General features: G+C 75.0%; 17 protein-coding genes and 1 pseudogene. 10 read left to right on the top strand and 8 right to left on the bottom strand.

Translation table 11 applies throughout. The features are described from left to right. Positions 1-97: 97 nt before the first annotated feature. The 4 genes and pseudogenes from ACIF6L_RS13095 to ACIF6L_RS13110 all read left to right on the top strand — a co-directional run bounded on the left by ACIF6L_RS13095 (position 98) and on the right by ACIF6L_RS13110 (position 5,694). Positions 98-1,876 (top strand): methyltransferase, encoded by a 1,779-nt coding sequence (locus ACIF6L_RS13095; protein ID WP_396489167.1) that lies wholly within the window; start codon positions 98-100, stop codon positions 1,874-1,876. Between the two features lie 16 nt (positions 1,877-1,892). After that, positions 1,893-2,195 carry a hypothetical protein gene (locus ACIF6L_RS13100; protein ID WP_396489166.1) on the top strand — a complete coding sequence of 101 codons (303 nt, stop codon included), beginning with the start codon at positions 1,893-1,895 and terminating at the stop codon, positions 2,193-2,195. Between the two features lie 1,013 nt (positions 2,196-3,208). Beyond that, positions 3,209-4,354, top strand: a pseudogene (locus ACIF6L_RS13105) (serine hydrolase domain-containing protein). Between the two features lie 173 nt (positions 4,355-4,527). Next, positions 4,528-5,694, top strand: coding sequence for a serine hydrolase domain-containing protein (locus tag ACIF6L_RS13110; protein ID WP_396489165.1), 1,167 nt, complete (start codon positions 4,528-4,530; stop codon positions 5,692-5,694). 59 nt (positions 5,695-5,753) lie between these two features. Here ACIF6L_RS13110 and ACIF6L_RS13115 read toward each other — a convergent pair whose 3' ends face one another. Both ACIF6L_RS13115 and ACIF6L_RS13120 read right to left on the bottom strand, forming a co-directional pair. Beyond that, entirely contained in the window at positions 5,754-6,992 is a 1,239-nt protein-coding gene (locus ACIF6L_RS13115; RefSeq protein WP_396489164.1) for a histidine kinase, read from the bottom strand. 490 nt (positions 6,993-7,482) lie between these two features. Beyond that, positions 7,483-10,653, bottom strand: coding sequence for a TIM-barrel domain-containing protein (locus ACIF6L_RS13120; RefSeq protein ID WP_396489162.1), 3,171 nt, complete (start codon positions 10,651-10,653; stop codon positions 7,483-7,485). Positions 10,654-11,225: 572 nt separating this feature from the next. Here ACIF6L_RS13120 and ACIF6L_RS13125 point away from each other — a divergent pair. Continuing rightward, positions 11,226-11,945: a 2-phosphosulfolactate phosphatase gene (locus ACIF6L_RS13125; RefSeq protein WP_396489161.1), complete on the top strand. Its 720-nt coding sequence runs from the start codon at positions 11,226-11,228 to the stop codon at positions 11,943-11,945. A 32-nt stretch (positions 11,946-11,977) separates the two neighbouring features. Here the strand turns inward: ACIF6L_RS13125 and ACIF6L_RS13130 are convergent, their stop codons facing one another. Continuing rightward, positions 11,978-14,278 carry an ATP-binding protein gene (locus tag ACIF6L_RS13130; RefSeq protein WP_396489159.1) on the bottom strand — a complete coding sequence of 767 codons (2,301 nt, stop codon included), beginning with the start codon at positions 14,276-14,278 and terminating at the stop codon, positions 11,978-11,980. 198 nt (positions 14,279-14,476) lie between these two features. Here ACIF6L_RS13130 and ACIF6L_RS13135 point away from each other — a divergent pair, with 198 nt between their 5' ends. Next, positions 14,477-17,323 carry an AAA family ATPase gene (locus ACIF6L_RS13135; protein WP_396489158.1) on the top strand — a complete coding sequence of 949 codons (2,847 nt, stop codon included), beginning with the start codon at positions 14,477-14,479 and terminating at the stop codon, positions 17,321-17,323. 64 nt (positions 17,324-17,387) lie between these two features. Here ACIF6L_RS13135 and ACIF6L_RS13140 read toward each other — a convergent pair whose 3' ends face one another. After that, complete coding sequence (locus tag ACIF6L_RS13140; RefSeq protein ID WP_396489156.1) at positions 17,388-17,579, bottom strand: hypothetical protein; 192 nt, start codon at positions 17,577-17,579, stop codon at positions 17,388-17,390. Between the two features lie 470 nt (positions 17,580-18,049). Between ACIF6L_RS13140 and ACIF6L_RS13145 the strand changes: the two genes are divergently transcribed. Then, positions 18,050-19,666, top strand: coding sequence for a DUF6351 family protein (locus tag ACIF6L_RS13145; RefSeq protein WP_396489154.1), 1,617 nt, complete (start codon positions 18,050-18,052; stop codon positions 19,664-19,666). 275 nt (positions 19,667-19,941) lie between these two features. Beyond that, a complete protein-coding gene (locus tag ACIF6L_RS13150; protein WP_359836067.1) occupies positions 19,942-20,712 on the top strand; it encodes an alpha/beta fold hydrolase in 771 nt (256 codons plus the stop codon). A 199-nt stretch (positions 20,713-20,911) separates the two neighbouring features. Here the strand turns inward: ACIF6L_RS13150 and ACIF6L_RS13155 are convergent, their stop codons facing one another. Further along, positions 20,912-21,343: an Ohr family peroxiredoxin gene (locus ACIF6L_RS13155; RefSeq protein WP_359836065.1), complete on the bottom strand. Its 432-nt coding sequence runs from the start codon at positions 21,341-21,343 to the stop codon at positions 20,912-20,914. Positions 21,344-21,492: 149 nt separating this feature from the next. Further along, positions 21,493-22,335, bottom strand: a complete 843-nt coding sequence (locus ACIF6L_RS13160; RefSeq protein ID WP_396489152.1) for an alpha/beta fold hydrolase — start codon at positions 22,333-22,335, stop codon at positions 21,493-21,495. 408 nt (positions 22,336-22,743) lie between these two features. Here ACIF6L_RS13160 and ACIF6L_RS13165 point away from each other — a divergent pair, with 408 nt between their 5' ends. Further along, the gene (locus ACIF6L_RS13165) at positions 22,744-23,172 is read left to right on the top strand and encodes a hypothetical protein (RefSeq protein ID WP_396489150.1); all 429 of its coding nucleotides are present in this window, start codon (positions 22,744-22,746) and stop codon (positions 23,170-23,172) included. Positions 23,173-23,229: 57 nt separating this feature from the next. Here the strand turns inward: ACIF6L_RS13165 and ACIF6L_RS13170 are convergent, their stop codons facing one another. Together ACIF6L_RS13170 and ACIF6L_RS13175 are read right to left on the bottom strand one after the other, a co-directional pair. Then, positions 23,230-23,412 (bottom strand): hypothetical protein, encoded by a 183-nt coding sequence (locus ACIF6L_RS13170; RefSeq protein WP_359836062.1) that lies wholly within the window; start codon positions 23,410-23,412, stop codon positions 23,230-23,232. 327 nt (positions 23,413-23,739) lie between these two features. Beyond that, positions 23,740-24,321 (bottom strand): TetR/AcrR family transcriptional regulator, encoded by a 582-nt coding sequence (locus tag ACIF6L_RS13175; RefSeq protein WP_396489148.1) that lies wholly within the window; start codon positions 24,319-24,321, stop codon positions 23,740-23,742. Positions 24,322-24,409: 88 nt separating this feature from the next. Here ACIF6L_RS13175 and ACIF6L_RS13180 point away from each other — a divergent pair, with 88 nt between their 5' ends. Beyond that, complete coding sequence (locus tag ACIF6L_RS13180) at positions 24,410-25,621, top strand: alpha/beta fold hydrolase (RefSeq protein ID WP_329485325.1); 1,212 nt, start codon at positions 24,410-24,412, stop codon at positions 25,619-25,621. Positions 25,622-25,856: the final 235 nt, after the last annotated feature.

Genomic DNA, 25,856 nt, shown 5'->3' on the forward strand with positions numbered 1-25,856 from the left:
CGCGCCCGCCCCGCTCCGCCCGGCCCCGCGCCGGCCGGAGGCTGTCGGCTGCCCGCCGCCCGCCGGACTCCCGAACACCCGGACAAGGAACCGCACCATGCCGACCACGATGACGCCCCCGGACACCGACGATGTCACCCGCCTCCTCGCGGCGGCCACCTTCGTCCGGGAACACGACAGCACCACGCTGCTCCGTCTCCTGCTGCCCGGCCTCCCCGGCCCGCGGCTGCGGGCACTGGCGGACCACTGCCGCTTCGCCCACGCCGCGGTCCTGGTCTTCCCGTCCGACCGGGACGCCCTGCACGATCAACTGGCGGCCTGCGACCTGGCCGTGGACGTACCGTCGACGCCCAGCACGGTGGTCCGCGAGCGGCTGGCGCTGCGGCACGGCCACGATCCGGCGGGCCTGGACGTGGCCATCCTGCGGCCGCCGCTGCGCGGCCCGCTCGGTGAGCGCCGGGTGGTCGAGGTGTTCGCGCTGACCGTCCCGCCGGGCTCCGGCCTGGCCGCGCTCGCCGCGCACGAGCGGGTCGCCCAGCACGAGGCGCACCTCGCCTTCGAGGTCGAGTCCGCGGACCCGCTGGTGGTGGACGGCCTGTGCGCGCTGCTCGCCCGGCACGGCGCGAGCCCCGACGGCGGCGGCTACAACCCGCACGAGGACGGCACCGTCCTGTACTTCACCGCCCCGGCCGGGGCGCGGACCGGGTACCGGCGGCTGGAACTCCACGTGGCGGGCGCCCACCCGGACACCCTGGCCGCGCACCTGGGCCGGTACCCCGCCGGGCCGGACGAGGACCGGGGGCCGGACCGCCCGGACGGGCCCGCCGATCCGCACCGGGAAGCGGAAGCGCTGCTGCACCTGCTCACCGGGGCCTGGACGACCCAGGCCCTCGCGGTGTTCGCCCGGCTGGGGCTGCCCGACGCCCTGGACACCCGCACGGGAGCCGGCGCCGAGGCACTGGCGGACCGGATCGGCGCTCACCCGCAGAGCCTCGCGACCCTCCTGCGCTACCTGGTGATGCTGGACGTGGTCGCGCAGCACCCGGACGGCTTCCGGCTCACCGGCACCGGGGCGCTCCTGAGGGCGGACGCCCCGGGGTCGATGCGGCCGCTGGCACTGATGTACGGCGGCCCGTTCTACCACTCCTTCGCGGAACTCGAGCACACCGTGCGGACCGGCGAGGCCGCCTTCGACCACCTCTTCGGCGAGAACCACTTCGACCACTTCGCCCGCGACCCCGAACTCGCCGAGCAGTTCGACCGCTCGATGGTCGCGAGTACCCGGATGTTCGAGCCGGTCCCCGCACATCCGGCGATCCTGGCCGCAGGCCGGGCCTCCGTTCCCGGCACCGTCGTCGACATCGCCGGCGGGACGGGCGAGCTGCTCGGACGCGTCCTGGCCGCCAACCCCCGACTGCGCGGCGTCCTGCTGGAACGCCCGCACGTCGTCGCCGCCGCCCGCGGGCAGCTGGACGCGGCGGGCTGCGGCGAGCGGTGCACGTACGTCACGGGTGACTTCGCGGACGTGCCGCCGGGCGCGGACGTGTACCTGCTCTCCCGGGTCCTGCACGACTGGAACGACGAGCGCTGCCGGGACATCCTGCGCCACGTGTCCCGGGCCATGCCCGCCCACGCCGGCCTGCTCATCGTCGAGCGGGTCCTGCCGGCCGACGGTTCGACCTCGCTGGCCACCGCGTGGGACCTCCACATGATGTGCAACACCGGCGGCCGCGAACGCCGCGCCGACCACTTCGCCCGGCTGCTGGCCGACGCGGGCCTCGAACTCGTCGACGACTCGCCGCTGCCGCTCGGTGGCACCCTGCTGCACGCGCGCAAGGCCGGGGTGCCGGCCCCGCGCGGTCTGACGGCCGGGTGACGGTCGCGGCGGGGTGATGGCGATCGGTGATCGGGCCCTGCTGACGGTCCTGGGTGACGAGGGCCTCGACCTCGCCACCCTGCGTCTGACGTCGCCCGCCACGCTCCGCCGGCTGGGCGAGCTGCTCGGACTGGTGACCGCGGTCCGAAGCACGTCCGAGGGTGCCGGAACACGGCCGTTCCCGCGGGCGGCGGTGGTCGAGCCGTGTTCCGGCACCCCGGAGGGCGGACCTCCCGTACCGACTGCCGGCCCGGTCGGCGTGGACGCCGCGACCGGTCCGGCCGGGACGGCGGCCGGTTCGCGGCCTACGCTCCGCTGATGGAGAACCCCGGGCGGTGCGTCGTGCGGGGGCTCAGTGCGCTTCGCGGGGGTGCCCGGCGACGCGGCGGGCACCGGCGGTGATCCTCTTGAGGAGCAGGCTCGGGATGGGCGTGCTCAGGGGCCGGTACGCGGCCGGTGAATCGGTGGCGCCGGGGCGAAGCGTCGAGGGGACGGCGGGGACGGACCGCGTGGCGGCGGGGCCGGCGCCGGTGAGTGTCTGCCGGTTGCGCACGTGCTGCTCCAGGTGGCATTGAGGCGATGGTGATGTCGGCGGCCGCGGGCGTCGAAGTCGAGGGTCGGCGTCGAGCCGTACGGCCTGCGGATGCTCGGTACCGCGCAGTGCAGAAGCAGATAGGTGAGCGTCGCCCCGACGCGGTCTGCGCTGTCTCCGCGGACGGCGGCGAAATGCTCCCTGCGCGTTTTCTACCCGCTCCGCATGCGCGGAGTCCAGGGGTTGCCCGGAGTTCCGTGTGTTCGTCCGAACGCTCGTACCGGCTCCGTGGCGGGTGCTCCACGGAGGGCCACCGCTGGGACTCCGCCGGACCGTGTGTGCCGCCCCGCGGCCTCAGCCGGCCGGGCCGAGGAAGGACGCCCAGCCCGCCGGCCGGGGCCCGGCCGATACCGAGCGTGCGGAGCTTGCGGAGGGCGGACCGGTCCTGGACCTCCCGCCACTCGACGAACTGCCGGAAGGAGAGGAGCCGGACGTCGGCCTTGCCCGCGACGGTCCTGATCGTCTCGGTGCAGGCGCGTTCGAAGGCGGCGAGGCCTGGAGGCCTCGCCACCGGTGCCGTGCCCGGGAGCGCTCGGGGTCGATTTCCCTCCCGCCCGGACCTGCTGACGCCACGTCAGTTCCCGTCGGTCCCAGGACCACGGTCCTGGCCGGGACCGCTCGCCCGGAGCCTGCTCCCACCTGCGGTTCGTCCTGGCTGCGGACGAACTCCGCTGTCCCCGAATGGTCTTCTTGATCAAGGCCGGGAACCACCGGCGCCATCGATCAAGAGAGGTCCTTCCATGAACGAGTACGTCCCGCAGAGCCGGAGCCGCCACGGTCGGCGCTGGGTGGCGACCACGGTGGCCGCGGGTGTGGTGGCGGCCGGGGTGCTGGCGCCGACCGTGGCGTTCGCGGCCGGCCGGCCCGACAGCGTTTAGTCGAGCCTGAACGCCCTGGTGAAGGATGACGGTGTACCCGCCGCGCTGGCCGCCGTGAAGGGCCGCGACGGCCGCACCCGCAACTACACCGCAGGGGTCGGCGACCTCGCCACCGGGGCCAAGGTCCCCGTGGACGGCCAGATACGGATCGGCAGCAACACCAAGACCTTCACCGCCGTCGTCGTCCTCCAGCTCGTCGCGGAGGGGAAGGTCGGCCTGGACTCCCCGGTGGAGAGCTACCTGCCGGGCCTGGTGCGCGGTGACGGCATCGACGGGCGTCACATCACCGTCCGTCAGCTGCTCCAGCACACCAGCGGCCTGCCCGAGTACGTGGACAAGGACGCCATCCTCACCGACCCGACGCGGTACTACGAGCCGCGTGAACTCCTCGACGCGGCGCTGGGCCAGAAGGCCCACTTCGCCCCGGGGACGAGCTGGGAGTACAACAACACCAACTACCTGCTGGCCGGCCTGATCATCCAGAAGGTCACCGGGCGGCCGCTCGGCGAGGAGATCGGGCGGCGCATCGTCGACCGGATCGGCCTGCGCCACACCTACGTCCCCGCTCCGGGGGACATGGGCATCCGCGAGGCCCACCCCAAGGGCTACCACCGCGGTGCGGACGGCTCGCTCCGCGACTACACCGAACTGGACCCGTCCTGGGGCTGGGCGGCGGGCGCCGCCGTCTCCACCCCGAGCGACGTCACCCGCTTCTTCACCGCGCTCCTCGGCGGCCGCCTGCTGCCCGCGGCGCAGCTCGCCCAGATGCGGACCACGGTGGCCGCCGACGCGGTCGCTCCGGGCGCCCGCTACGGACTGGGCCTGGTGAGCCGGCCGCTGTCGTGCGGCGGCGTGGCGTGGGGCCATGGCGGGACCATCCCGGGCTACGACACCGCCGGAGGAGCCACCGACGACGGCCGGGCCGTCAGCCTCGCGGTGACCATGATCCCGGGCGGCGAGACCGGGCAGCACGTGGAAGCCGCGGTGGACGCGGCGCTGTGCCGCTGACCCTCCCCGGCCGGACCGGAGCGTCCGTACCGGTATGACCGGTATGACCGGCATGACCGGCGGGTGCCGTGCGCCACGGTGAGCGGCACCCGCGCCCCGTCGGTCCCCCCATCAGTCACCCCATTTGTCCCCTCATCAGTTCCCCCCAGCATTCCCAGCAGAGGAGTTCCATCGTGAGCGAGTACGTCCCGCAGAGCCGGACCCGCCGCGGCCGGCACCGGGCGGTGGCGGTCGTGACCGCCCTGGCCGCGGGTGCCGTGGTGGCCGGAGCGCTGGCGCCGACGACGGCGTTCGCGGGCGGCCGGCCCGACAGTGTCCAGTCGAGTCTGACCGCCCTGGTGAAGGAGGACGGGCTGCCGGCCGCGCTGGCCGCCGTGAAGGGTCGCGACGGCCGCACCCGCGACTACACCGCGGGGGTCGGCGACCTCGCCACCGGGGCCAAGGTCCCCGCGGACGGCCAGATACGGGCCGGCAGCAACACCAAGACCTTCACCGCCGTAGTCGTCCTCCAGCTCGTCGCGGAGGGGAAGGTCGGCCTCGACGCGTCCGTCGACACCTACCTGCCGGGCCTGCTGCGCGGCGACGGCATCGACGGGCGTGCCATCACCGTCCGCCAGCTGCTCCAGCACACCAGCGGCCTGCCCGACTACATGGACGCGCCCGCCCTCGCGGACTTCACCACCGTGCAGTACCGCTACTTCGAGCCCCGCGAGCTGCTCGACGGCGCCCTCGTCCAGAAGGCCCGCTTCCCCGCCGGCAGCAGCTGGGAGTACAGCAACACCAACTACCTGGTCGCGGGGCTCCTCGTCCAGAAGGTCACCGGACGGCCCGTCGGCGAGGTGATCACCAAGCGCGTCATCGACCGCGTCGGCCTGCGGCACACCTACTTCCCCGCCCCGGGCGACACCGCCGTCCACGAGGCCCACCCGCACGGCTACTTCCGCGGCTCGCCGGACGCGCCGCTGGTCGACTACACCGAGATGGACGCCTCGATGGCCTGGGCGGCCGGGGCGATCGTCTCCACCAACACCGACCTCAACGCGTTCTTCGCCGCGCTGCTCGGCGGCCGTCTCCTGCCGCCGGCCCAGCTCGCCGAGATGCGGACCACCGTGCCCGCCGAACTGCTGGGCCCGGGGGTCCGTTACGGACTGGGGCTGCAGAGCAAGCCGCTCTCCTGCGGCGGCCTCGCCTGGGGCCACGGCGGCACCTCTCCCGGCTACCGGACCAGGGGCGGGGTGACCGACGACGGGCGGGCCGCCACCATCACCGTCACCGCCGTCCCGGGCGCGACCGGCGCGCAGCACATGGCGGAGGCCCTGGACGCGGCCCTCTGCCGCTGACCCGCCCGGCGGACGGCCCCGGGGCCCCGCGGCCCCTTGGACCAGGGGCCGCGGGGCCGTCAGTCGAGCTCCTCCGCTCCGCCGCCGACCGCCGCGACCGGCAGGGTGGCCAGCACCCGGAAGCCACCCCCGTCGACGCTGCCCGCCACCATGCTGCCGCCCTGCAGCGCGACGCGTTCGCGCATGCCGATCAGCCCGTACCCGGTGCGGCCCGCCTGCGGCCCGGGCCCGGCGGCCGCTGCTCCGGACCCCGCTCCGGCACCCTCCAGGGCGTCCGCCGGTGCGGTGGCGGCGCCGTCGTCGGTCACCTCGACGGTGATCCGGTCCTGGTGGTACGTCAGTTCCACGCTCGCCCGGGCCCGGCCGGCGTGCTTGCGGGTGTTGGTGAGGGCCTCCTGGACGATCCGGAACACCGCCAGGCCGGTGCTCGGCGGCAGCGTGCACTCCTCGCCCCGGACGGTGAACCCGGTGGGCAGACCCGCCCTGCGGGACTCCTCGACGAGCCCGCCGAGGTGCCCGACCCCGGGCTGCGGCGCGGTCGGGGCCCCGTCGTCCGGCTCGTCGCCGGCCCGGAGCACGTCGAGCAGGTGGCGCATCTCGCGCAGCGCCATCCGGCCGGAGCCCTCCAGGGTGACCAGGGCGTCGCGCACCACCTCGGTGTCGCGGTCGAGGTGGGCGCGGGCACCGCCGGCCATCAGCTGCATGGTGGTGATGTGGTGCGCGACGATGTCGTGCAGCTCCCGGGCGATGCGGCGCCGCTCCTGCGCCACCGCGCGGTCGGCCAGCAGCCGGCGCCTGACCTCCACCTCGTGCTGCCAGCGCCTCAGCACCTCGGCCGCGGCGACGACCAGGGCCGCGGCGAGCAGGTTGACCGCCGCTCCCGAGACCGGCGGGGGCCACGGGTACCCCCGCCCGAGGAGCGGCACCGCGGCCGCGACGACGCCGGCCGGCGCCGCCACCGCGATGCCCCGGGACCGGGCCACGGCGAACAGCGCGACGCAGAGCGCGCAGTTGAAGTGCTGCGGCACCGCGACACTCAGGTTCAGCGCCAGGCCGAGGACCAGCACGCCGGACAGCGACGCCAGCGGGTAGCGGCGCCTGGTGAGCAGCGGTACCGCTCCCAGGACGAGCAGGACCACGGCGGTCAGGGCGATCGGCGGGCTTCCGTCCGGCCCGCCCATCGAGTAACCGAGGAGGTCCAGGACCGCCGCCGCGACGGCCACCAGCGCGTCACTGGCCGTCCAGGGCAGGCCGTCGGTTCCCGGTGAGGGCGGCGGGGGCCGGTGGTGCGTCGACATGCTGGTGGTGGTCCTTTCCGTGGCCGGGCGGACCGGCCCTCGCGGGTCCGCCGCAGCCGTCGTCCGGGCGCCGTCCCCTGCGGTGACCTGTGGTGACCTGCGGTTCCGGGGGCGTCGGTGGTCCCATTGTCGCAGCGGCTCCCAGCCCCGAACCGGTACCGGGGGCCGATCCCGGACCGGGCCCCTGGTCCTGGTCGGGGCCGTGCGGCGGCCCCCGGGCCCCCGCGCGACCCCGCCGCTAGGCGGTAAGGGACGGGGGTGTGCCGACCGCGCCGCGTCGAGCAGAACGCACGGGTCGACATCGGGGCGGGGATTCACGGCCGGAGAACGAGATGTCCGAGTACGTCATGGTGCCGGCGGCGATGACCATCGCGGGGCCACGCCTGCCGGCCTCCCTGCGGGCACCGGTGGCCCCCGCGTCCTCCCGGAAGGAGAACGGCCGTCCGCGCTGCCCGGTGGGGGCCGGGCAGCGGGAACGGCCGTCGGCGGACTACGGGGTGGGCGTCCAGCGCTGGGCGCCGGTGCCGTTGCAGGTGGCGAGTTCGAGCTTGGTGCCCGAGGCGGTGGCCGCGCCGACGGGGGCGAGGCAGCGGCCGCCGTTGGTCACGGTGCCGGCGCCGCCGAGCTGCCACTGCTGGCCGCTCGACCCGTTGCAGGCCTGGACGGCGGCGACGGCCGCGCCACCGTCCAGGCAGCTGCCACCGAGGCCGGTGAGGGTGCCGTTCGGCTGGAAGGTCCACCGCTGGTTGGGTCCGCCGTGGCAGCCGTAGAGGGCGGGCTGGGTGCCCGGGGTGCTCGCGCTGCCCGGTAGGTCGACGCAACTGGAGGAGGCGGCGTTGACCAGCTCCGCGTTGCTCGGCAGCGGGGTGGGCCGGCCGGTGGCGGTGATCTCCGCCGCACTGGTCCAGGGGCCGCGGCCGCCCGCCTCGGTGAGGGCCCGCAGCCGCAGGTAGCGGCCGGTCGTCGGGCTGAAGGTGACGGTCTTCGCCCCGGCGGAGTCGGCGAAGGTCCCGGTGGCGACGGGCGTCCCCCAGGTGTCGGCACTGTCGGAGACGTACACCTCGTACGACCCGATCCGGCCGTTGCTGCCGCCGTCCTGGCGCGGCAGGTAGGTCATGCCGTCGACGTTGTAGCGGGCGCCGAGGTCGATCCGGACCTCGTGCGGCAGCGGGGCGTTCCCGGCGGACCAGGCGGTGTGCCAGAGGGTCGCGGGGTCGCCGTCGAAGGCGTTGGCGGCCGCGCCGTTCTCGGCCGCGGTCTCCTGGCTGTCGGCGGAGACGAGCTTCCAGCCGGCCTGCGGGATCGGCGTGGCGGAGGTCGGGATCGCGCTCCCGGCCGCGACCGTCACACCGGACGCGGTCACGGTGAACGCGCCGGACCTGTCGCCGGCCTTGATCCACAGCACGCCCGAGCGGTCGGCCGCGTCGAAGTACCAGCCGGTGGCGGCGCTGTCGTAGGCGCTCTTCGAGCCGTACGCGGCCAGCCGGGTGCCGCCGACCGAGACCGCGCTGGGGGCCGAGGCCGCGTGCACGCTGAACTCGTAGCCCCGGGAGGCCGGCTTGCCGGTGTAGGACCCGGTGCTGGCGCCGACGTCGATGGTGACGGTGCCGGTGCCGGCGGTCGGCGCGGTGACGTTCACCGGCTGGGTGGCGGAGGCGCCGCCCTGGTAGGCGCGGGTGATCCCGTCGTCCTCGTAGAGGCTGAAGGAGGAGTTGCCGCGCGGGTAGACGTCGTACGTCAGGGTGGAGACCGGCTTCTCCCCGGTGTAGTTCATCTGGGGCCACATCGGGACGATGCCGCCGCCCTTGACGAACAGCGGCAGGGTGTCCAGCGGCGCCGCGTAGCCGTTGAGCCAGCCCGGACCGTTGTAGGCCTTGCCGGTCCAGTAGTCGGTCCAGGTGCCGGCCGGCAGGTAGATGCCGTCGCGGGTGGTGGTGTCGGTGACCACCGGGGCCACCAGCAGGGAGTCACCGGCCATGAACTGACCACTGGTCAGATTGCCCCGGGCGACCGGATCGTCGGGGTACTCCAGCACCATCGCCCGGGTGGAGGGCACACCGGTCTGCGCGGCGGTGTGGCTCATCGTGTACAGGTACGGCATCATGCGCATCTTGAGCTGGAGGTACTTGCGGTTGATGGACAGGTACGGCTCCGAGAAGCGCCAGGGCTCCTTGTCGTTGTACCCGGCCGAGGGAGCGGTCGGGCCCCAGCCGGACATGGTCATGAACGCCGGGGTGAACGCCTTCCACTGGAGGTCCCGGACGTAGGTCTGCGGGCTGCCGCCGAAGATGCCGTCGACGTCGCCGGACGCGTAGTTGAGGCCCGAGAGCCCGGCTCCGGCGATGGCCGGCACGTGCCAGCGCATCGCGTCCCAGGTGCCGGAGGTGTCGCCGGTCCAGACGACCGCGTTGCGCTGGGTCCCGGCCCAGCCGTCCACCGTCCACACGTAGCGCCGGGCGTCGGAGTTGTCCTCGATGCCCTTGACGGCCTGCTGGACGCCGTCGAACGCGTACTTGTAGCCGCCGCCGATCCACGCGACGTCGGTCTTGACGCCCCGGCTGCCGGCGGTCCTGACCTCGTCACCGATGTTGGACAGACCGGTCGACGTCCACAGGCCGGTCTGGAACCCCTTGGCCTTCAACCCGCTGACGGCGCCGGGCAGATCGGTGTAGCCGCAGCCGTAGCCGTCGTTGGGCAGGAACCAGCCCGACGGCATGTCGGCGTTGCGGGCGTCCGTCGCGTAGCCGACCACGTCGGGCGTCGTCTGGTGCCGGACGCGGTCGTGGTCGCCCTGGTAGGTGGGGTTCGAGGCGTTGAAGCAGTCGGCGTTGCCCAGTTCGAAGCCCCACATCGGGGCCAGGAAGGGCTTCCCGGAGACGTCGGTGTAGGAGTTCAGCACGCCCTTGAGCGAGTCCCCGACGACGTACCAGGCGTCGAACCGCTTCTCGTTGTGCGTGAACGAGCCCGGTGCGCCGAAGCTGTAGCTGCCGGGGGCCCAGGTGTTGCGCATGACGCCGTAGCCGTTGGTCGACATGTAGAACGGCGCCGGGCTGGCGTTGTCGTTCTCCCGCCAGGTGTTGCTCACCGAGATCGGCACCGTCTTGCCGCGCAGCGCCCACTCACCCAGCCGCAGGCCGGTCCCGTAGAACTGCTCGTCGGCGCCCTGGGTGAGGTACTGGGTGGTCTGGGAGGCCGTCCAGCTGGTGGGCTGGGCCTCCTGCCAGATCGGCGTGGTGTTGTCCGCCCGGTAGAGGGCGAACCGCAGCGGCGACTTGTAGACCCTGATGGTCATCGCGTCGGTGTTGATCCGGTAGTAGGCGCCGGCGTCGGAGTGACTCGTCACCACCGGGCCGAAGTCGGTCTTCACGGCCAGCGCGGAGCCGGCCGGGTCGTCGGTGAAGGCACCGGTAGGGGAGAGCCAGATCCGGAAGATGTCCGCCCGGGCGATCGCCACCCGGGCCTTCGCCCCGCTGGACGTGCTCACCGTGTACGTGCTCCCGGACTGCGTGAGCCCGGTGGCGTTCCCGGCGGTCGAGGCCGCGGCGGCCGAGGCCGGACCGGTGACGGAGAGCACCGCCCCGACCAGTACGGCGACGAGCCCGGCCGCTAACGGCCGCCCCCCACCCCATCGTTGCCACCAGCGGGTTGTGTTGCGAGGCATGCGACGTCCTTCACGGGAGAAGGTCCGAACCCGCCGGCGAACGCGACGGGCGACTGGCCGAGTGGGCAGCGTAGGCATGACACCACTCACCAAAAGTGCAGTCAAGAGAACGAACATGAGCGCAACTGCTTCTTTTGACTCAGATAACTGCAACTGGGCCCTGGTCGGGACCGCTCGCGCGGGGGTCGCTCCGGCCGCTAAGCCGCTGTCATGGACGAGTTGATGCAGGTGCGGGAGTTCGATGGGCGATTTGTCCAGAAATAGCGGCGCGATGGTGCAGAAATCTGCAGGGAGATGCGGGAAAAACCGCACCTGTGATCAGACGTGCGAGGAATCGGACTCCAAGGCGCCGGTTCGGGCGAGGGCGTCCCGGAGGGCGGCCCAACCCCGAGGTGCTGGCGGTCGTGGGCCCCGCCGACCGCACCCGGCGCCGCGACCTGGTCCGCCGGGTGGCCGCCGCCCTGGTGGAGTGACCCGCGCTGGGCGGGGGCGGCTGTCCGGCGGGGCCCCCGTCGCTGTGAGGCGCGTCACTGACCGGGCGCGCCGCGGCCGCCCTGCGTGATCATGACCGGATGGACACTCGTTTCCTCGGCATCGCCGAGTTGGCCGAAGCCCCGTCCGTGGCCGTCGTGGTCGACGTCATGCGCGCCTTCACCGTGGCACCCTGGGCCTTCGCCCGAGGGGCCGAGAAGATCGTTCTCGCCGAGTCGCTGGACGACGCCCTGGCACTCAAGGCCCACCACCCGGAGTGGTTGGCGCTCAAGGACGGTCCGCCCGCGCCCGGTTTCGACCTCGTCAACTCGCCCGGCCTGCTGCGCTCCGCCGACCTTGGCGGGCGCACCGTGGTGCAGAAGACCACCGCGGGGACGGTCGGCGCACTCGCCGTCAGGGACGCGGCACTGGTGCTGTGCGCGGGCTTCGTGGTGGCGGAGGCGACGGCCCGGCTGCTGCGGGCGCGCGCGTGCGACAGCGTGACCTTCGTGGTCACCGGCGAGGACGGGCACGCGGAGGAGGACCGGGCCTGCGCCCGGTACATCGCCGGGCGGGCCACCGGCGCCGGGACGGACGCCGCCGAGTACCTGCGCCGCGCCGGCGGGTCACGCGCCGCCGCCGAACTCGCCGAGGGGGTGCGGCAGGGAGCCCACCCCGACGACGTCGCGCTCTGCCTCGAACTCGACCGGTTCCCGTTCGCCGTGGTGGCGACCTGGGAGGACTCGCTGATGGTCCTGCGGCCCCATCCGGTGCCCCCGGCGGCCGACGGGGCTTCGGTCCGGGCGCTCCCGGGCGGGTAACGGGGCCCGGGGCCTGAGCGCCCGACAGACCGTCAGTCGCCCGCGTGGGCGGATGAGCCGGCCGGCTCCCGGCCGGTCAGGGCGCGGCCCCGCATCTCGTCCGCGCGGGAGTTGCCGAGCGCGCCCAGCAGGTCCGCGGCCCGGAGCCAGCTGGCCCGGGCCGCATCGGCGTCCCCGAGGGCCTGCTGGGTCCCGGCCAGGTGGTCGAGCACCTCGGCCTGGTTGTACCCGTCGAGCAGCTCCTCGTAGAGCCCCAGCGAGGTCCGGAAGTGGTGGACGGCCTCCTCCAGTTCGCCCAGGTGGTGGAGCGCGTAGCCGATGCTGTCCCAGGTGGCGGCCTCGCTGAAGCGGTTGCCGGTCTCCTGGAGCAGCGGCAGCGCCTCGCGGCAGGTGGCGATGGCCTCGCGGTGCCGGCCCAGCAGGGTCAGGTACCAGCCCACGGCGTTGAGTTCACGCGCGATGAGGTTGTCGTCCGCCAGGGTCCGGTAGATCGCCAGTGCGGTGCGGGCGTGCCCGAGGGCCTCGCCGTGCCGCCGCTGCCGGCCGCGGACCCAGCCGATACTGCGCTGCGCGTTGGCCTGGGCGAGCGGCGGCAGCAGGTGCAGCCGGCGTTCGACGTGGCCGACCGCCCGGTCCGCCTCCTCGCTGCGGCCGGTCTCGGCGAGGGCGCGGGCCAGGGAGGCCGCGGTGCGGCAGATGCCCTCCGGATCGTCGAGCAGGAGGGCCGCCTCCAGCGCCAGCCGCTGCATGGCGATCTCGTCGGCCCACTGCCCCCGGGCGGAGAAGTGCGGGATGCAGTCGTGGGCGAGGCCCATCCGGTAGTGGAGCAGCCGGGGGTCGTCGCCCGTCCGCAGGGCGGCCAGGATGGTGCGCTCCTCCCGCTGGAACCAGGCCCGGCCCTGTTCGCGGCCGTCGAAGGGCAGCAGCACCGTCCCGGGCGCCGGTGCGTGGTCCAGCTCGTGGATGGGGCGGGTCTCCGACGCCCGGACGGCGGCCCGGGCGTTGTGGCGGAGGTAGTCGAGCAGCCGGATCTCGGCGGCGTAGCGGTCGTCGCGCTCCTGGTCGAGCAGGTCTCCGGCGTGCTCCCGGACCAGGTCGTGCAAGACGAAGCAGCCGTCCGCGTCACGGCTGAGCAGACTGGCGGCGACCAGGGAGCGCAGCAGGCGGCGGGCCGTCGCCATCGGCTCGCCCGCGGCGGAGGCCGCCGCCTCGGCGGAGAACACCGGGCCCGGCAGCACGGCCAGGTGGCGGAAGAGCCGGGCGGCCGCCGGGTCGAGCGCCCGGTAGGACCAGGAGAAGACGGCCCGGACGTCGGAGTGCGGGTCGTCGGTGGTGAGGGCGTCCAACCGGGAGCGGGCCCCGGTCAGTTCACCGGCGGCGACCCGCAGCGCCAGGGCGGGCTCCGCGGCCAGCTGGGCGGCGACGATCGCGACGGCCAGCGGGAGGCGCCCGCACAGCTCCACCAGCTCGGCCGCCCCGGCGGGCTCGGCGGCCACGCGCTCGGGGCCGATCCGTGCGGCCAGCGCGTCCAGGCTCTCCTCGGCCGTCCACAGGCCGAGGTCGACCAGCCGGACCTCGTCGGTGGTGGCGAGTCCGGTCAGGTGGTTGCGGGAGGTGATGACCGTGAGGCAGTGCCGAGACCTCGGCAGCAGCGGCCGTACCTGCTGCGAGTCGCGCGCGTTGTCGAGGAGCACGATCATGCGGCGGTCGGCCAGCAGCTCCCGGAACACGGCGGCGCGCTCCTCGGCGCCGTCGGGGATCGACGCTCCCGGCACCCCGAGCGCGCGGAGGAAGCCGCCGAGCGCCTCGGCGGGGTCCAGCCCGGTGCCCGAGGGGTCGAAGCCGCGCAGGTTCACGTAGAGCTGGCCGTCGGGGAACCGGTCCGCGACCCGGTGGGCCCAGTGGACGGCCAGGCTGGTCTTGCCCACTCCGGCCATGCCGCCCACGGCGACGACCGGCGGGTGCTCGGCCCGGTCGCCGGGGCCGCCGCCGAGGTGCCGGACGCGGGCCAGGACGTCGTCCCGCCCGCGGAAGGTCCGGAGGGCGGGCGGCAGTTGGCGGGGGACCGGGGGAGCCGTGGCGGCGGTCGTCGTCGCCGGAGCCGGGTCGGCGGTGCGCCGGGCGGCGGCCGTCAGCGTGCGCCGTTCGTCCTCGTCCAGGGCCAGGGCGTCCATCAGCTCGTCCAGCGTGCCGTGCCGGGGGACGCTGCGGCCGCGCTCCATGTCGCCGATCGCCCGCACGCTGACGCCGGACGCGCCGGCGAGCCCGTCGAGCGTCAACCGGGCACGCCCGCGTGCCGCCCGCAGCAGCGCGCCGAAGGTCGCCTGCTCCATCGCCCCACACCCCCCGACCTGCTCCCTCGACGGAGATCATCTCATCCGGGCGGGTCGGTTGTCGCACCCGTCCACCGGGAGGCGGCAGGCGAAACCGCCTGCCAACCGCCGGTCAACTGCCTGGCCCCCGGGCACCGGAGGAGGAGAGAGTGGGCGCAGGGCCACAGCCGGCCCGCCGGGCGGAAGGAGCAGCACACGGTGGAGTCCCTCGCCACGCCCATGGTCGGCCGGGAGGCCGAGCGGGCCGTCCTCGCCTCGTTCCTGGCCGCGCCGCAGGGCCAGGCCCTGGTGCTCAAGGGCGAGACCGGTGTCGGCAAGAGCGCCCTGCTGGAGCACGTCGCGCAGTACGCGGGCGGCGTCGGCTACCGGGTGGTCCGGGCGGTCGGCGTCGAGGCGGAGTCGCACCTGCCCTTCGCCGGTCTGCACCAGCTGCTCCACCCCTTGCTCCCGTACGCCGAACGCCTGGACGACGTCCACCGGGTCGCCTTCGACGTGGTCTTCGGACGCAGCCAGGAACGGGCCCCGTCCGTCATGGCCCTGGGGATCGCGGTGCTCGACCTGGTCGCGGTCGCGGCCGCGCAGGAACGCCTCCTGCTGGTGCTGGACGACGGCCAGTGGCTCGACGCGGCCAGCGTCGAGGTCTGCGGGTTCGTCGGCCGCCGCCTCGCCGGCAACACCGTGAAGCTGCTGGTCGCCCTGCGGCCCGAGAGCTCCGCCGGGTTCGACGCGGCCGCGCTGCCCGCGCTGCCGGTGCCGCCGCTGGACGGCCCCGCCGCCGAGCGACTGCTCGACGAGCGCCACCCGCACGTGGACCCGCGGGTCCGCCGCCGGGTGCTCGACCAGGCCCAGGGCAACCCCCTCGCCCTCCTGGAGCTCCCGTCGTACCTGGGCGGGAGCGCCGCACGGCCCGCGCCCGGGGAGCCGGACGGCCATGAAGTCGTCCCGCTTCCCGACCGGTTCCGCCAGGTCTTCGGCGCGCGCATCGCGGCGCTGGGGCCGGCCGCCCGCGCGGAGCTGCTGCGCGGCGCCCTGGACGGCGTCAACGCGGGGGCCCCGGCCGGTCCGACCGCGGGTGCGCGCTACCGCATGCGGGACGTCGACGAGGCGGCGGCCGTCGGCCTGCTGGACCAGGACCACTTCAGCGGCGAGTTCGTGTTCCGGCACCCGCTGGTGCGCTCGACCGTGGTCCGGGCGGCCACCCCGAACGAGCGGCGCGCCGCCCACGCGGCGCTGGCCGAGGTGCACCGGGACGACATCGAGCGCCGGGCCACCCACCTGGCCGCCGCCGCGGTCGATCCGGACGACGAGGTGGCCGCCGCCCTGGAGCAGGCGGCCGCGTCGGCGACCCGCCGGGGCGGCGCGGCCGCCGCGGTGACCTGGCTGACCCGGGCCGCGGAGCTGAGCCGGACCCCGGAGGACCGCTCCCGCCGGCTCGGGGACGCGGCGTTCGTCGCGGGGCACGCCGGACTGCTCGACCAGGCCCAGCGCCTGGTCGGCGCGGACGGCGCGCCCGGGCGGGCCGGGACGACGGCCTCCGCCCTGGCCTTCGCCTACGCCGTCCTCTACGAGGACGGGGACGTGCGGTCCGCCCACCGCCAGGTGGCGGCGGCCGTCGAGCGGATCGTCGACGGCGCGGCCGGGCAGCCGGTCGGCGGCGTCCCGGCGCGGACCATCGGGGGTGCGGCCGGGCGGACCGTCGGTGATGCCCCCGCGCCGAGCGAGGAACTCACCCGGCTGGTGAACCTCCTGCTGGCCGTCAGCCAGTACGCCGGCGACAGCGCGTCCTGGCAGCGGACCCACCGCCTGCTGGACTCCCTGGGCAGCCTGGTCCCCCCGAACTCGCGCGTCTACCAGGACGCCTGGTGCGACGTGGTGCGCCGCGGCGCCGGGGTCGGCGAACGCGTCGCCGCGGCGTTCGCCGCCTACCCGGACCTGGACCCGTGGGACATCACCCGGCTGGGCGTGGCCGCCTACCACGTCGACGCCCTGAGCCACTACCGAACGTACCTGCGGCGGAGCGTGCAGCGCGAACTGCGGGCCGGCGCGGTGGGCACCGGCATGACCATGCTGCACCTGATCATGCTGGACCAGACCGCCTCGGGTGACTGGGAGGCGGCCGAGCGGACCGGACAGCAGGTCCTGGAACTGACCCTGGCCCACGGCCATGTCCTCTTCGCCCAGCAGAGCCGGGCCTACCTGGCCGTGCTCGCGGCGCTGCGCGGCGACCTCGACCGCGCACGGGACCTGCAGGCCGTGGTCGACCGGTGGGCCCGGCCGCGGCGGATCGGCTTCCTCACCCAGATCGCGGACACGGTGGGGACGACGGCCGCCCTCAGCGAAGGGGACTACGAGGCCGCCTACCTGTGCGCGATCGGCATCACCGCCCCCGGCGTCCTCGAACCCTGCGCGCACCAGGCCTCGCGCACCGTGCTCGACCTGGTGGAGGCCGCCCGGCACACGGGCCGTGCCGAGCAGGCCCGCCGGCACGCCCTGGCGGCCCGGGACGCGGGCCTGCCCGAGGTCTCGCCCCGGCTGGCCGTGATCACCTTCGGAGCCCTCGCCATGACGGCCGAGGACGGCGCCGAGGCGGCCGAGATGTACCGCCGGGCCGAGGAGCACCCGGCCGCCGGTGACTTCCCGTTCGAACTGGCACGCATCCGGCTGGCGCACGGCATCCGGCTGCGCCAGCACCTGGGGCCGCGGGCCGCCCGCCCGGTGCTCGGCGGGGCCGTCGAGACCTTCGAGCGGCTCGGCGCCCGGGGCTGGGCCGAGCGGGCCCGGGCCGAGCTGCGGCTCTGCGGCGCCCCGGCGCACTCCGCCGCGGCGCACCCGGCGGCGCTGACCTGGCAGGAGCGGCGAATCGCCGACCTCGCCGCCGGTGGCCTGACCAACAAGGAGATCGGCGAGCGGACGCACCTGTCGCCGCGCACCGTCAGCTCCCACCTTTACCGGGTGTTCCCCAAGCTGGGCGTGACCTCCCGCGCGGCCCTGCGGGACGCCCTGGCCGCCCTCCCGGACCAGCCGGGGGAGCAGCCCGAGCGGTAGGGGATTCCTGCTGCGCGTGCGACCCGGATCGTCAGACGGGCGCAGGGCCCGGACCGCCCCCGGCTCAGAGCAGGGTGCCGCACCACACGTTCCGGGCCAGCCAGTCGTCCTGGCTGTACGAGCCCCGTGCGGGGCCGGCCGGTGAGGCCGGCAGTGAGGTGGACGTCTGCTCCGGGCGGATCCGTTCGGGCAGCGTGCGGAAGCGGGCCCGGCCGGCCTCGGCCGCGTCGTCGGCGCCGTGTTCGCGGGACTTCACAGGGACCTCCGGCTGGCAGGTGGCGGATGTGTCGTACCCGGGGAACGTGGCAGCGGTCCGGCGGATTCCCGCGCCGGGGCGGGAGTTCCCACGACCCCGGAAGCCGACCCCGGAAGACGACCCCGGAGGCCGACCCCGGGAGGGGGCGGCCCGGGTGGCCGGCCCTCCCCGCAGTCGGTCCGGCGCTGTGCAGGAGCGGTTTGACGGTGCGTGAGGGGGCGCCGCAGCCGCGTCCGGCCGGTACGACTGCGCCGACGGCGCTGCCCGACCGGCAGTCGGATGACTGATGTGGTGGTGGCCGCCCGCGGCACACAGTTGACCGGCGAGCCCCGGTCGCGGGCCCGACCCCGGTCCCCACGAATCCGCCGGGAGTCGTGGTCCGCCCCCGACCGGCGGCCGCCGCCCCGCCCGACCGAACAACGCCGTTCCCGTCGGGCACCACACCACACCACCCCTGGGAAAGGACCTCCATGAACCGACGCTTCCTGGCCGCCCTCGCCGCCGCCGTGCCCCTCGCCGCCGCGGTGTACGCACCCGGCGCCTCGGCCGCCGCGCCCGGCTCGGCCGCCCCGCACGGCTGTACCAGCCCCGCGGTGCACGCCCCGGCGGGCACCGCGGTGGAGCGGGTCGCCGCGGTCGCCCACGCCGCCGGCACCTTCGACGTACCCGCGGTGTTCCCGCAGCCGGCGGCCCAGGTCCCGGACGTCCCGGCGTTCTGCGACGTGACGATCACCCTCACCCACCCCGGCCAGGGCGACCACGCCACGGTGCGGGTCTGGCTGCCGCAGCAGAACTGGAACGGCCGGCTGCAGACGGTGGGCGGCAGCGCGTACGCCGCCGGCGACTACGGAGCGGGCCTGGCCGGCGCGGTCAAGGGCGGCTACGCCGCCGCCACCACCGACGCGGGCGTCGGCACCTACCTCGACACCACGTGGGCACTGAAGGCCGACGGCCGGGCCGACCGGGCGCTGCTGGAGAACTTCGCCTCCCGCTCCGAGCACGAGGCCGCGGTGGTCGCCAAGGAGGTCGTCGCCGCCCACTACGACCGGGCCGCGTCCTACTCCTACTTCAACGGCTGCTCGACCGGCGGGCGCCAGGGCTACGCGGAGGCCCAGAAGTACCCGGCCGACTACGACGGCATCCTCGCCAACGCGCCCGCCGTCAACTGGGACGAGTTCGAGGTGGCCACGCTGTGGCCGCAGGTGGTGATGAACGAGGCCGGGACCTTCCCGACCGCGTGCGAGTTCAAGGCCTTCACCGACGCCGCCGTCCAGGCCTGCGACCGGCTCGACGGCGCCGCGGACGGGCTGCTGACCGACCCCGACGCGTGCGGCTACGACCCGCGCCGGCTGATCGGCACCACCGTCGAGTGCGACGGCGGGCGGCTGACGATCACCGCCGCCGACGCGGAGGTGGTGCGCCGGATCTGGGACGGCCCGCGCACCGCCTCGGGCACGAAGCTGTGGTCGGGCGTGCCGATCGGCGCCGACCTGGCCGGCCTCGCCGGCAGCAAGGTCGACGAGACCACCGGCGAGCGGGTCGGCACGCCGTTCCCGGTACCGGCCGCCTGGGTGTCGACCTGGCTGAAGAAGCAGCCGGCCTTCGACCTCACGACCCTCACCACCGGCCGGTTCGCCCAGCTGTTCCGGCAGTCCGAGGCCGAGTACGACCGGATCATCGGCACCGACGACCCGGATCTGTCCGGCTTCCGGAAGGCCGGCGGCAAGCTCCTAACCTGGCACGGATCCGCCGACCAGTTCATCCCTGCCGCCGGCACGGTGCAGTACCGCGAGCGGGTCGAGCAGCGGATGGGCGGCGCGAAGAAGGTCGACGACTTCTACCGCGTCTTCCTCGCCCCGGGGGCGTCGCACTGCGGACTCCTCGGCCAGGGCGCCGACCTCGCCGCACTGACCGCCTGGGTCGAGCACGGCGAGGCCCCGCGGACGCTGCCCGCCACCCTGCCGACGGCCGACGGCCGGACCGTCACCCGCGACCTGTGCGCCTACCCGCTGGTCCCGCGCTACCAGGGCCACGGCGACACCGCCGACGCCGCCGACTTCCGCTGCGGGCCCGCCACCCGGCGCTGACCCGTCCCCAGGCCGTCCCGGTCCGTACCCCTCTCCCCGGGGTGCGGGCCGGGACGTTTCGGTGGGGGCGGCCGCTGCGCCGCCCCGGTGCCGCGCCGTGCGCGCCCGGTGGTGTCGCCCGTTGGTGGGTGTCGTCCGTTCCTGTCGGTACCCCGTGGCCTCAGTCATTCGACTGATCCCCTGGGCGACGCCCGGACCGATGCTGGAACGGTCGCCGCACGCCGGTGCAGGCCGACATCCCGCTCGGAGGGCCCGTTGTGATCCGTACTCCCGTCGTGTTCATCCATGGCGCGTGGCTGCACGCGCTGTCCTGGGAGTGCTGGGTCGAGCGCTTCACCGGCCACGGCTACCTCGCCCACGCCCCGGGGTGGCCCGGCGAGGCCGCCACCGCGCGGGAGGCCCGCGAACACCCGGACCGGGTGCCCGACCTCGGCTTGGACGGCCTCACCGGCCACTACGCCGGGATCGTGCGCTCCTTCGAGGTCCCGCCGGTGATCATCGGGCACTCGGTCGGCGGGTTGGTCGCCCAGCACCTGGTCGGCGTCGGTCTGGGCCGGGCCGCGGTGGCCCTCGCCCCGGCGCCCGTCAACGACGTCGCGCTGCGCTGCCCGGACTGCGCCTGCGCGTCCGCGCGCCTCGCCGTCCCGCTCACCCCCGAGCGCTTCCGCGACCTCCTCGGCACCACGGTCGGCGGCGCGGAGAGCGAGCGGCTGTACGACCGCTACGTCGTGCCCGCCCCGCGCCGCCTGCTGGCGGACCTCGGCTGCGGCGGCGGCCCCCGGCACCCGAGCACCTCGGCGGACACCCGGAACGCGGCCCGCGGGCCGCTGCTGCTGGTGTCGGGGCAGGAGGACCTGCTGGTGCCCGACTGCGTGACCCGCGCCGTCTACAAGGCGTACGGCGACTCCACCGCGACCACGGACCTCAAGCAGTTCGCCGACCGGGGCCACTCCCTGGTCATCGACAGCGGCTGGCGGTCCGTCGCCGACTACGTCCTCGACTGGCTCGACGAGCGGGGCGTCCGCCCCACCGCCCCGGGCCGCTGACCGGCCGGGAGCCCGACCGGGAGCCCGACCGGGGGCCGCGCGCCTGTGCCGGCCCCCGTACTCCCGGCCGGTCCGGTCGGGAACACGACACGACCGAGGGCCCCGCCGTGGCGGGGCCCTCGGTGTGTGCGCGTGATTCGCTCTGTGCGCTGTGCGCGTCAGAACGTGTTCACCGCCGCCGCGGGTGACGCGGGCCGCGTCAGCCGGCCACCGCGCTCGCGCGGACGGTGACCGGGATGTTGCCCCGGGTCGCCTTGGAGTAGGGGCACAGCCGGTGCGCGGCGGCTCCCAGCTCCTCGGCCATCGCCTGGTCCACGCCGCCGAGTTCGAGGTCGAGCACCGCGCTGAGGCCGAACTCCCCGTCGTCGCCGTGGGTCAGCGTGGCCTCGACCGTGACGGCGGTGCTGGTCAGCCGGACCTTGCGCTCGGCGGCGGCACGCCGCACCGCGCCCAGGAAGCACGCCCCCCAGCCGGCCGCGAACAGCTGCTCCGGGTTGGTGGCGCCGCCCGCGCCGCCCAGCGCCTTCGGGATGGCCAGTGCGGTGCTGAGCAGGCCGTCGCTGGCGGTTACCTGCCCGCCGTTGCGCCCCTCGCCGGTCACCGTGACCACACCGGTGTAACTGACTGCCATGTCCTTCTCCTCGTACGTGTCGGTCCGGCGATCCGCGTCCGCGGTCACCGGTTCGGATGCTGACTCCTGCTGATGGAGCGTCAGATGTGCGGTGCTGCTGCCGGGGCGGGCCGGCCGCCGGGCCCCGAGAGCCGCCGCTCCGGTCCGCCTCAGCGGGTGGTCCGGGCGGCTTCCTCGATCACCTGCGCCACGGTCCCCGGATGCGACACGGCGACCGAGTGCGAGGCCGGGACGAGGGTGACGCGGGCGTGGGCGCGGCGGGCCATGAAGAGCTGGGCGGCCTCGGGGATGTTCAGGTCCTGGGTCGTGACGACGTCCCAGCTCGGCTTCTCCGTCCAGGCGGCGACGGTGGCCGGCTCCTGGAGCGCGCTCTGGGCGATCGGGCGCTGGGTGGCGGCCATGAGCGCCGCCTGGGCGGCGGGGACGTCGGCGGCGAACTGGTGGCGGAACGCGTCCGCCCGGATGAACAGGTCCGTGGTGGCCGTGCCGTCGGCCAGCGGGTAGGTGACCGGGTCCAGCGCGTCCCCGAGGGTGGACCCGGGGAACCTGCCGGACAGCTCCAGCGCCGTCTCCCCGGGCGCGGGCAGGAACGCCGCCACGTACACCAGGGCCCTGACCTGCGGGTCGTTCGCGCCGGCCGCGCTGATGACCGAGCCGCCGTAGGAGTGGCCCACCAGGATCTTCGGCCCCGGTATGTGCTGGAGCAGGCCGCGCAGCGCGACCGCGTCGGAGGCGGGGCCGCGGAGCGGGACGGCGGGGGCCACCACCGGGTACCCGTCCGCCTGGAGCCGCTTGATCACGCCGTTCCAGCTGGACGCGTCGGCGAACGCGCCGTGTTCCAGGACGATCGTCGGCCTGACGCCGACCGCGACCGGCGCGCTCGCGTTCGCGGTGCCCCCGGCCACGGCCGTGCCCAGTGCGACGCTCGCGGCCGCGGCCCAGACCGCCGCCGTTGCCAGCCGGCGCTTCCGGGTGCTCTTTCCTGCTGCCATGGGACAGTCCTTCCGTTCGGTACGGGTACGGGTACGGGTACCGGTACGCGGGTCAGTGGGCCGATGCGGCGCCCCGAACCCGTCCGAGCGGACGGTGGGTGCCTCGGTGGTTCCACCCTCGCGGCACGGGCGGCGCCGCGGATCCGTCGAATGACGGTCGGTCCCGGCCCCCGCCGACGGCCCGGCCGGGGCGGACGAGCGAGTCGCCGACTGCCCGTCACCGCCCCGCCCCGCCTCCCGTGGCCGGCGAAACCCCCACCCGGCGCGGGTACTTCGTACCCGGCGGTCGACGTAGTGCCATGACGCGGGCCCCGTCCTCGGTCAACTGACGGATGCCGTACCCGCGTCCGCGCACCAGGGTGGGTGCGACCGGGCCCAGCCCGCCCCGCACCACCTCCGGAGGACCTCGTGACCGTCGTCAACTTCCAGCTGATCTCCTCGCTCGACCCGGACGCCGTGCTGGCCGTCCTCACCGACTTCGGCCCGGCCCGCGCCCAGGCGTGGCCCACCATCGACGCGGCGCACTTCGCGGTGCACGGCGTGGGGGAGGGCTGGGCCGAGGTGACCGAGGGCACCGCCGCCGCCTGGGAGCGCGCCCGCTACGACTGGAAGCCCGGGGGCGACGAGGTCACCATCACCACCCTCGACTCCAAGCTCTTCGGGCCCGGCGGCGGCTGGGTCTTCCGGCTGACCCCGGAGGGCGACGGCACCCGGGTGGACGTCCGACTGACCAGGACCCCGGACACCCTGAAGGGCAAGCTGCTGGCCTCGCTGCTCCCCGTCGTCGCCCCGTCCTCCCTGCGCAAGTCCTTCGCCGGTCCGCTGCGGGCCCGCTGACCCCACCCGGCGAGGCCGACCGGGGCCGTCCCGCGCCCGGGGCGGCCCCGACACCGGTCAGCCGGCTGTCGCTCCGCGCACTCCGCGCCCGCCCCGGCGACGGAGTGCGCGGAGTTCGAGCGCGCTGAGAAGCACGACGACGGCCGGGCCCGCGTACGCCAGCGGATCCCCGAGGTGCTCGGGCACGGCGACGACACCGTCGGCGGACCTGCCGGGCACGGCCTTCGTCGCCTGGGTCATGACCGCGACCGAGCGGTACGGGAACGGCCTGGTCCGCGCATCGTCGGACCGGGTGGACCGGGTGGACCGTCGTGGACCGTCGCGGACCGGGTGGACAGCCGCGGACAGGGGTGGACAGTCCCCGCCCCGCACGGACCTGGGAAGTGGACACCGTCCGGCGCCAGTCTGTGCGTCATGAACCTTGCACACAGCTGGAAGGGCCGAACGGCCCGCAGTCGCCCCGGCGGTGGCGGCCCGGCCCGCGGCCCGGCCCGCCGCCGCGTCGGGGGCCTTCTTCGCCGCCCCGGCAGGGCCGGCGCGGCGCCCCGGCTCCGGCCGCCGGTCGCGTCAGTCCGTCGCCGCCGCCAGCGTCCTGACGACCAGGGAGTCGAGGTACGCCTCGTCGATCCCCCCGATCCGGAGGAGGACCCGCAGGTAGAGCGGTGCGACGATCCCGTCCAGGACGTCCATCATGTGCAGCTGCGGCTCCCCGCGTGCCACGGCCCGGTCGAGCATGTCCTGCAGGTCCCTGCCGCGCGGTGCGAGCACGGTCCTGGGGTCGAGGCCGGGGTCGGCGTTCCCGGCGGGCAGGGCGACGAGCGCCTGTAGCAGTGCCAGGCCGTCCGGCCCCTCGATCGACGCCGCCGCCCCGTGGGCGTAGGCGACGAGGTCCCCGCGCAGTGTCCCGGTGTCGGGGATCACGGACGTGGCGGAGAGGCGCTCCACCGCGAGCTCCAGCACGATCGCGTCGGTCGACCGCCAGCGCCGGTAGATCGAGGTCTGGTGGACGCCGGAGCGTTCGGCGATCTGGGCGATGGAGATCCGTGCGTGGCCGTGCTCGGCGATCAGCTCGGCCGTCGCGCCGAGCACCGCCTCCCGTACGCGGGCGCTTCGGCCGCCGGTCCTGCGCCGTACCTGGTCTTCGTTCACAGCCAAAGACTAACGCAAGAGAACTTGCGTCTATGGCTTCGGCTCACTACCGTAATAAACGCAACCAATCTTGCATTAGGAGAACGCCATGAAGCCCCTGCTCTTCGAGAACGACCCGCAGTTCTGGTACGAGACCCTCCGGGCGATCGGTCACGCGGCCTACGGAGGCTCCGACTTCGGCGAGGTGATCGCCACGGCCCAGAGGATCACCGCCGGTGACTACGACGGCTGGTACGAGGAGTGGTCCGCCACCGCCGAGCGCACCGCCGCCGAGGCCGCCACCGCCCTGGCCGGCGGCCACCGGATCAGCGCCCGGGACGCCTACCTGCGGGCGAGCAACTACTTCCGCTCCGCCGAGTTCTTCCTGCACGGCAACCCGAAGGACCCCCGCATCGCGGCCTCCTACGAGCGCGCGGTGGACACCTTCCGCTCGGCGGCCGCCCTCTTCGAGCCCCGCATCGAACCCGTCGAGATCCCCTTCGAGGGCACCGTGCTCCACGGCTACTTCTACCGGGCCCCCGGCGACGCCCCCGCGCCCACGATCGTCATGCACAACGGCTTCGACGGGTCCGCCGAGGAGATGCACTTCTTCGGGGGAGCGGCCGGCCAGGAGCGCGGCTACCACGTGCTCACCTTCGACGGCCCGGGCCAGCCGGCCGCCCGCTTCCGTGACGGGCTGCCGTTCCGCCCGAACTGGGAGAGCGTCGTCACCCCGGTGGTCGACTGGCTGATCGCCGAGCGCCCCGAGGTCGACCCCGAGCGCATCGCCCTGCTCGGCCTCAGCATGGGCGGCCTGCTCGCGCCCAGGGCGGCCGCCTTCGAGCACCGACTGGCCGCCGTGATCGCCGTCGACGGCGTGTACGACCTGGGCGAGGTCAGCGTGAAGAACCTGCCGATGCCGCGCCCCGAGGCCGAGGCCCTGCTGCGCGCCGAGCACGCCCCCGAGATCGACGCCTCCATCGAGGCGCTGATGAAGACCAACCCGACCGTGCGCTGGGCCATCACGCACGGCTCCTACGTCATGGACGTGGCGACCCCGCGCGCGTTCCTCGCCTCCTACCTCGACTACACGCTCGCCGACGGCATCGCCGAGCGGATCACCTGCCCCACCCTCGTCTGCGACGCCGAGGAGGACCTCTTCTTCGACGGCCAGGCCCAGCAGCTCTACGACCGCCTCACCTGCCCCAAGACCCTCGCCCGCTTCACCGTCGCCGAGGGTGCGGGCGCCCACTGCCACACCGGCGCCCAGCGTCTCGCCATGGGCCGGATCCTCGACTGGCTCGACACCGTCCTGCGGTGACGGAGGCGGTGGCCCCCGGCCCGGTGCGGAGCCGGACCGGGGCCGGCCGCCGAACCGACGGTTCCGGGGTGGCGGCTTCGCCTCGCCCCGCCCGGCTTCGCCCCGCCCCGCCCGGCTTCGCCCCGCCCCGGGGAACGCCGGGCCGCGTCCCTGCGGCCCCGCCGCGGTTCGATCCGGAGCCCGCCCCCCCGAGACGGTCGAGCCGCCTCGGGGTCATCGGCGGTGCGGTCGCGGC

The sequence above is a fragment of the Kitasatospora sp. NPDC086009 genome, assembly GCF_044540385.1.
Lineage (GTDB): Bacteria > Actinomycetota > Actinomycetes > Streptomycetales > Streptomycetaceae > Kitasatospora.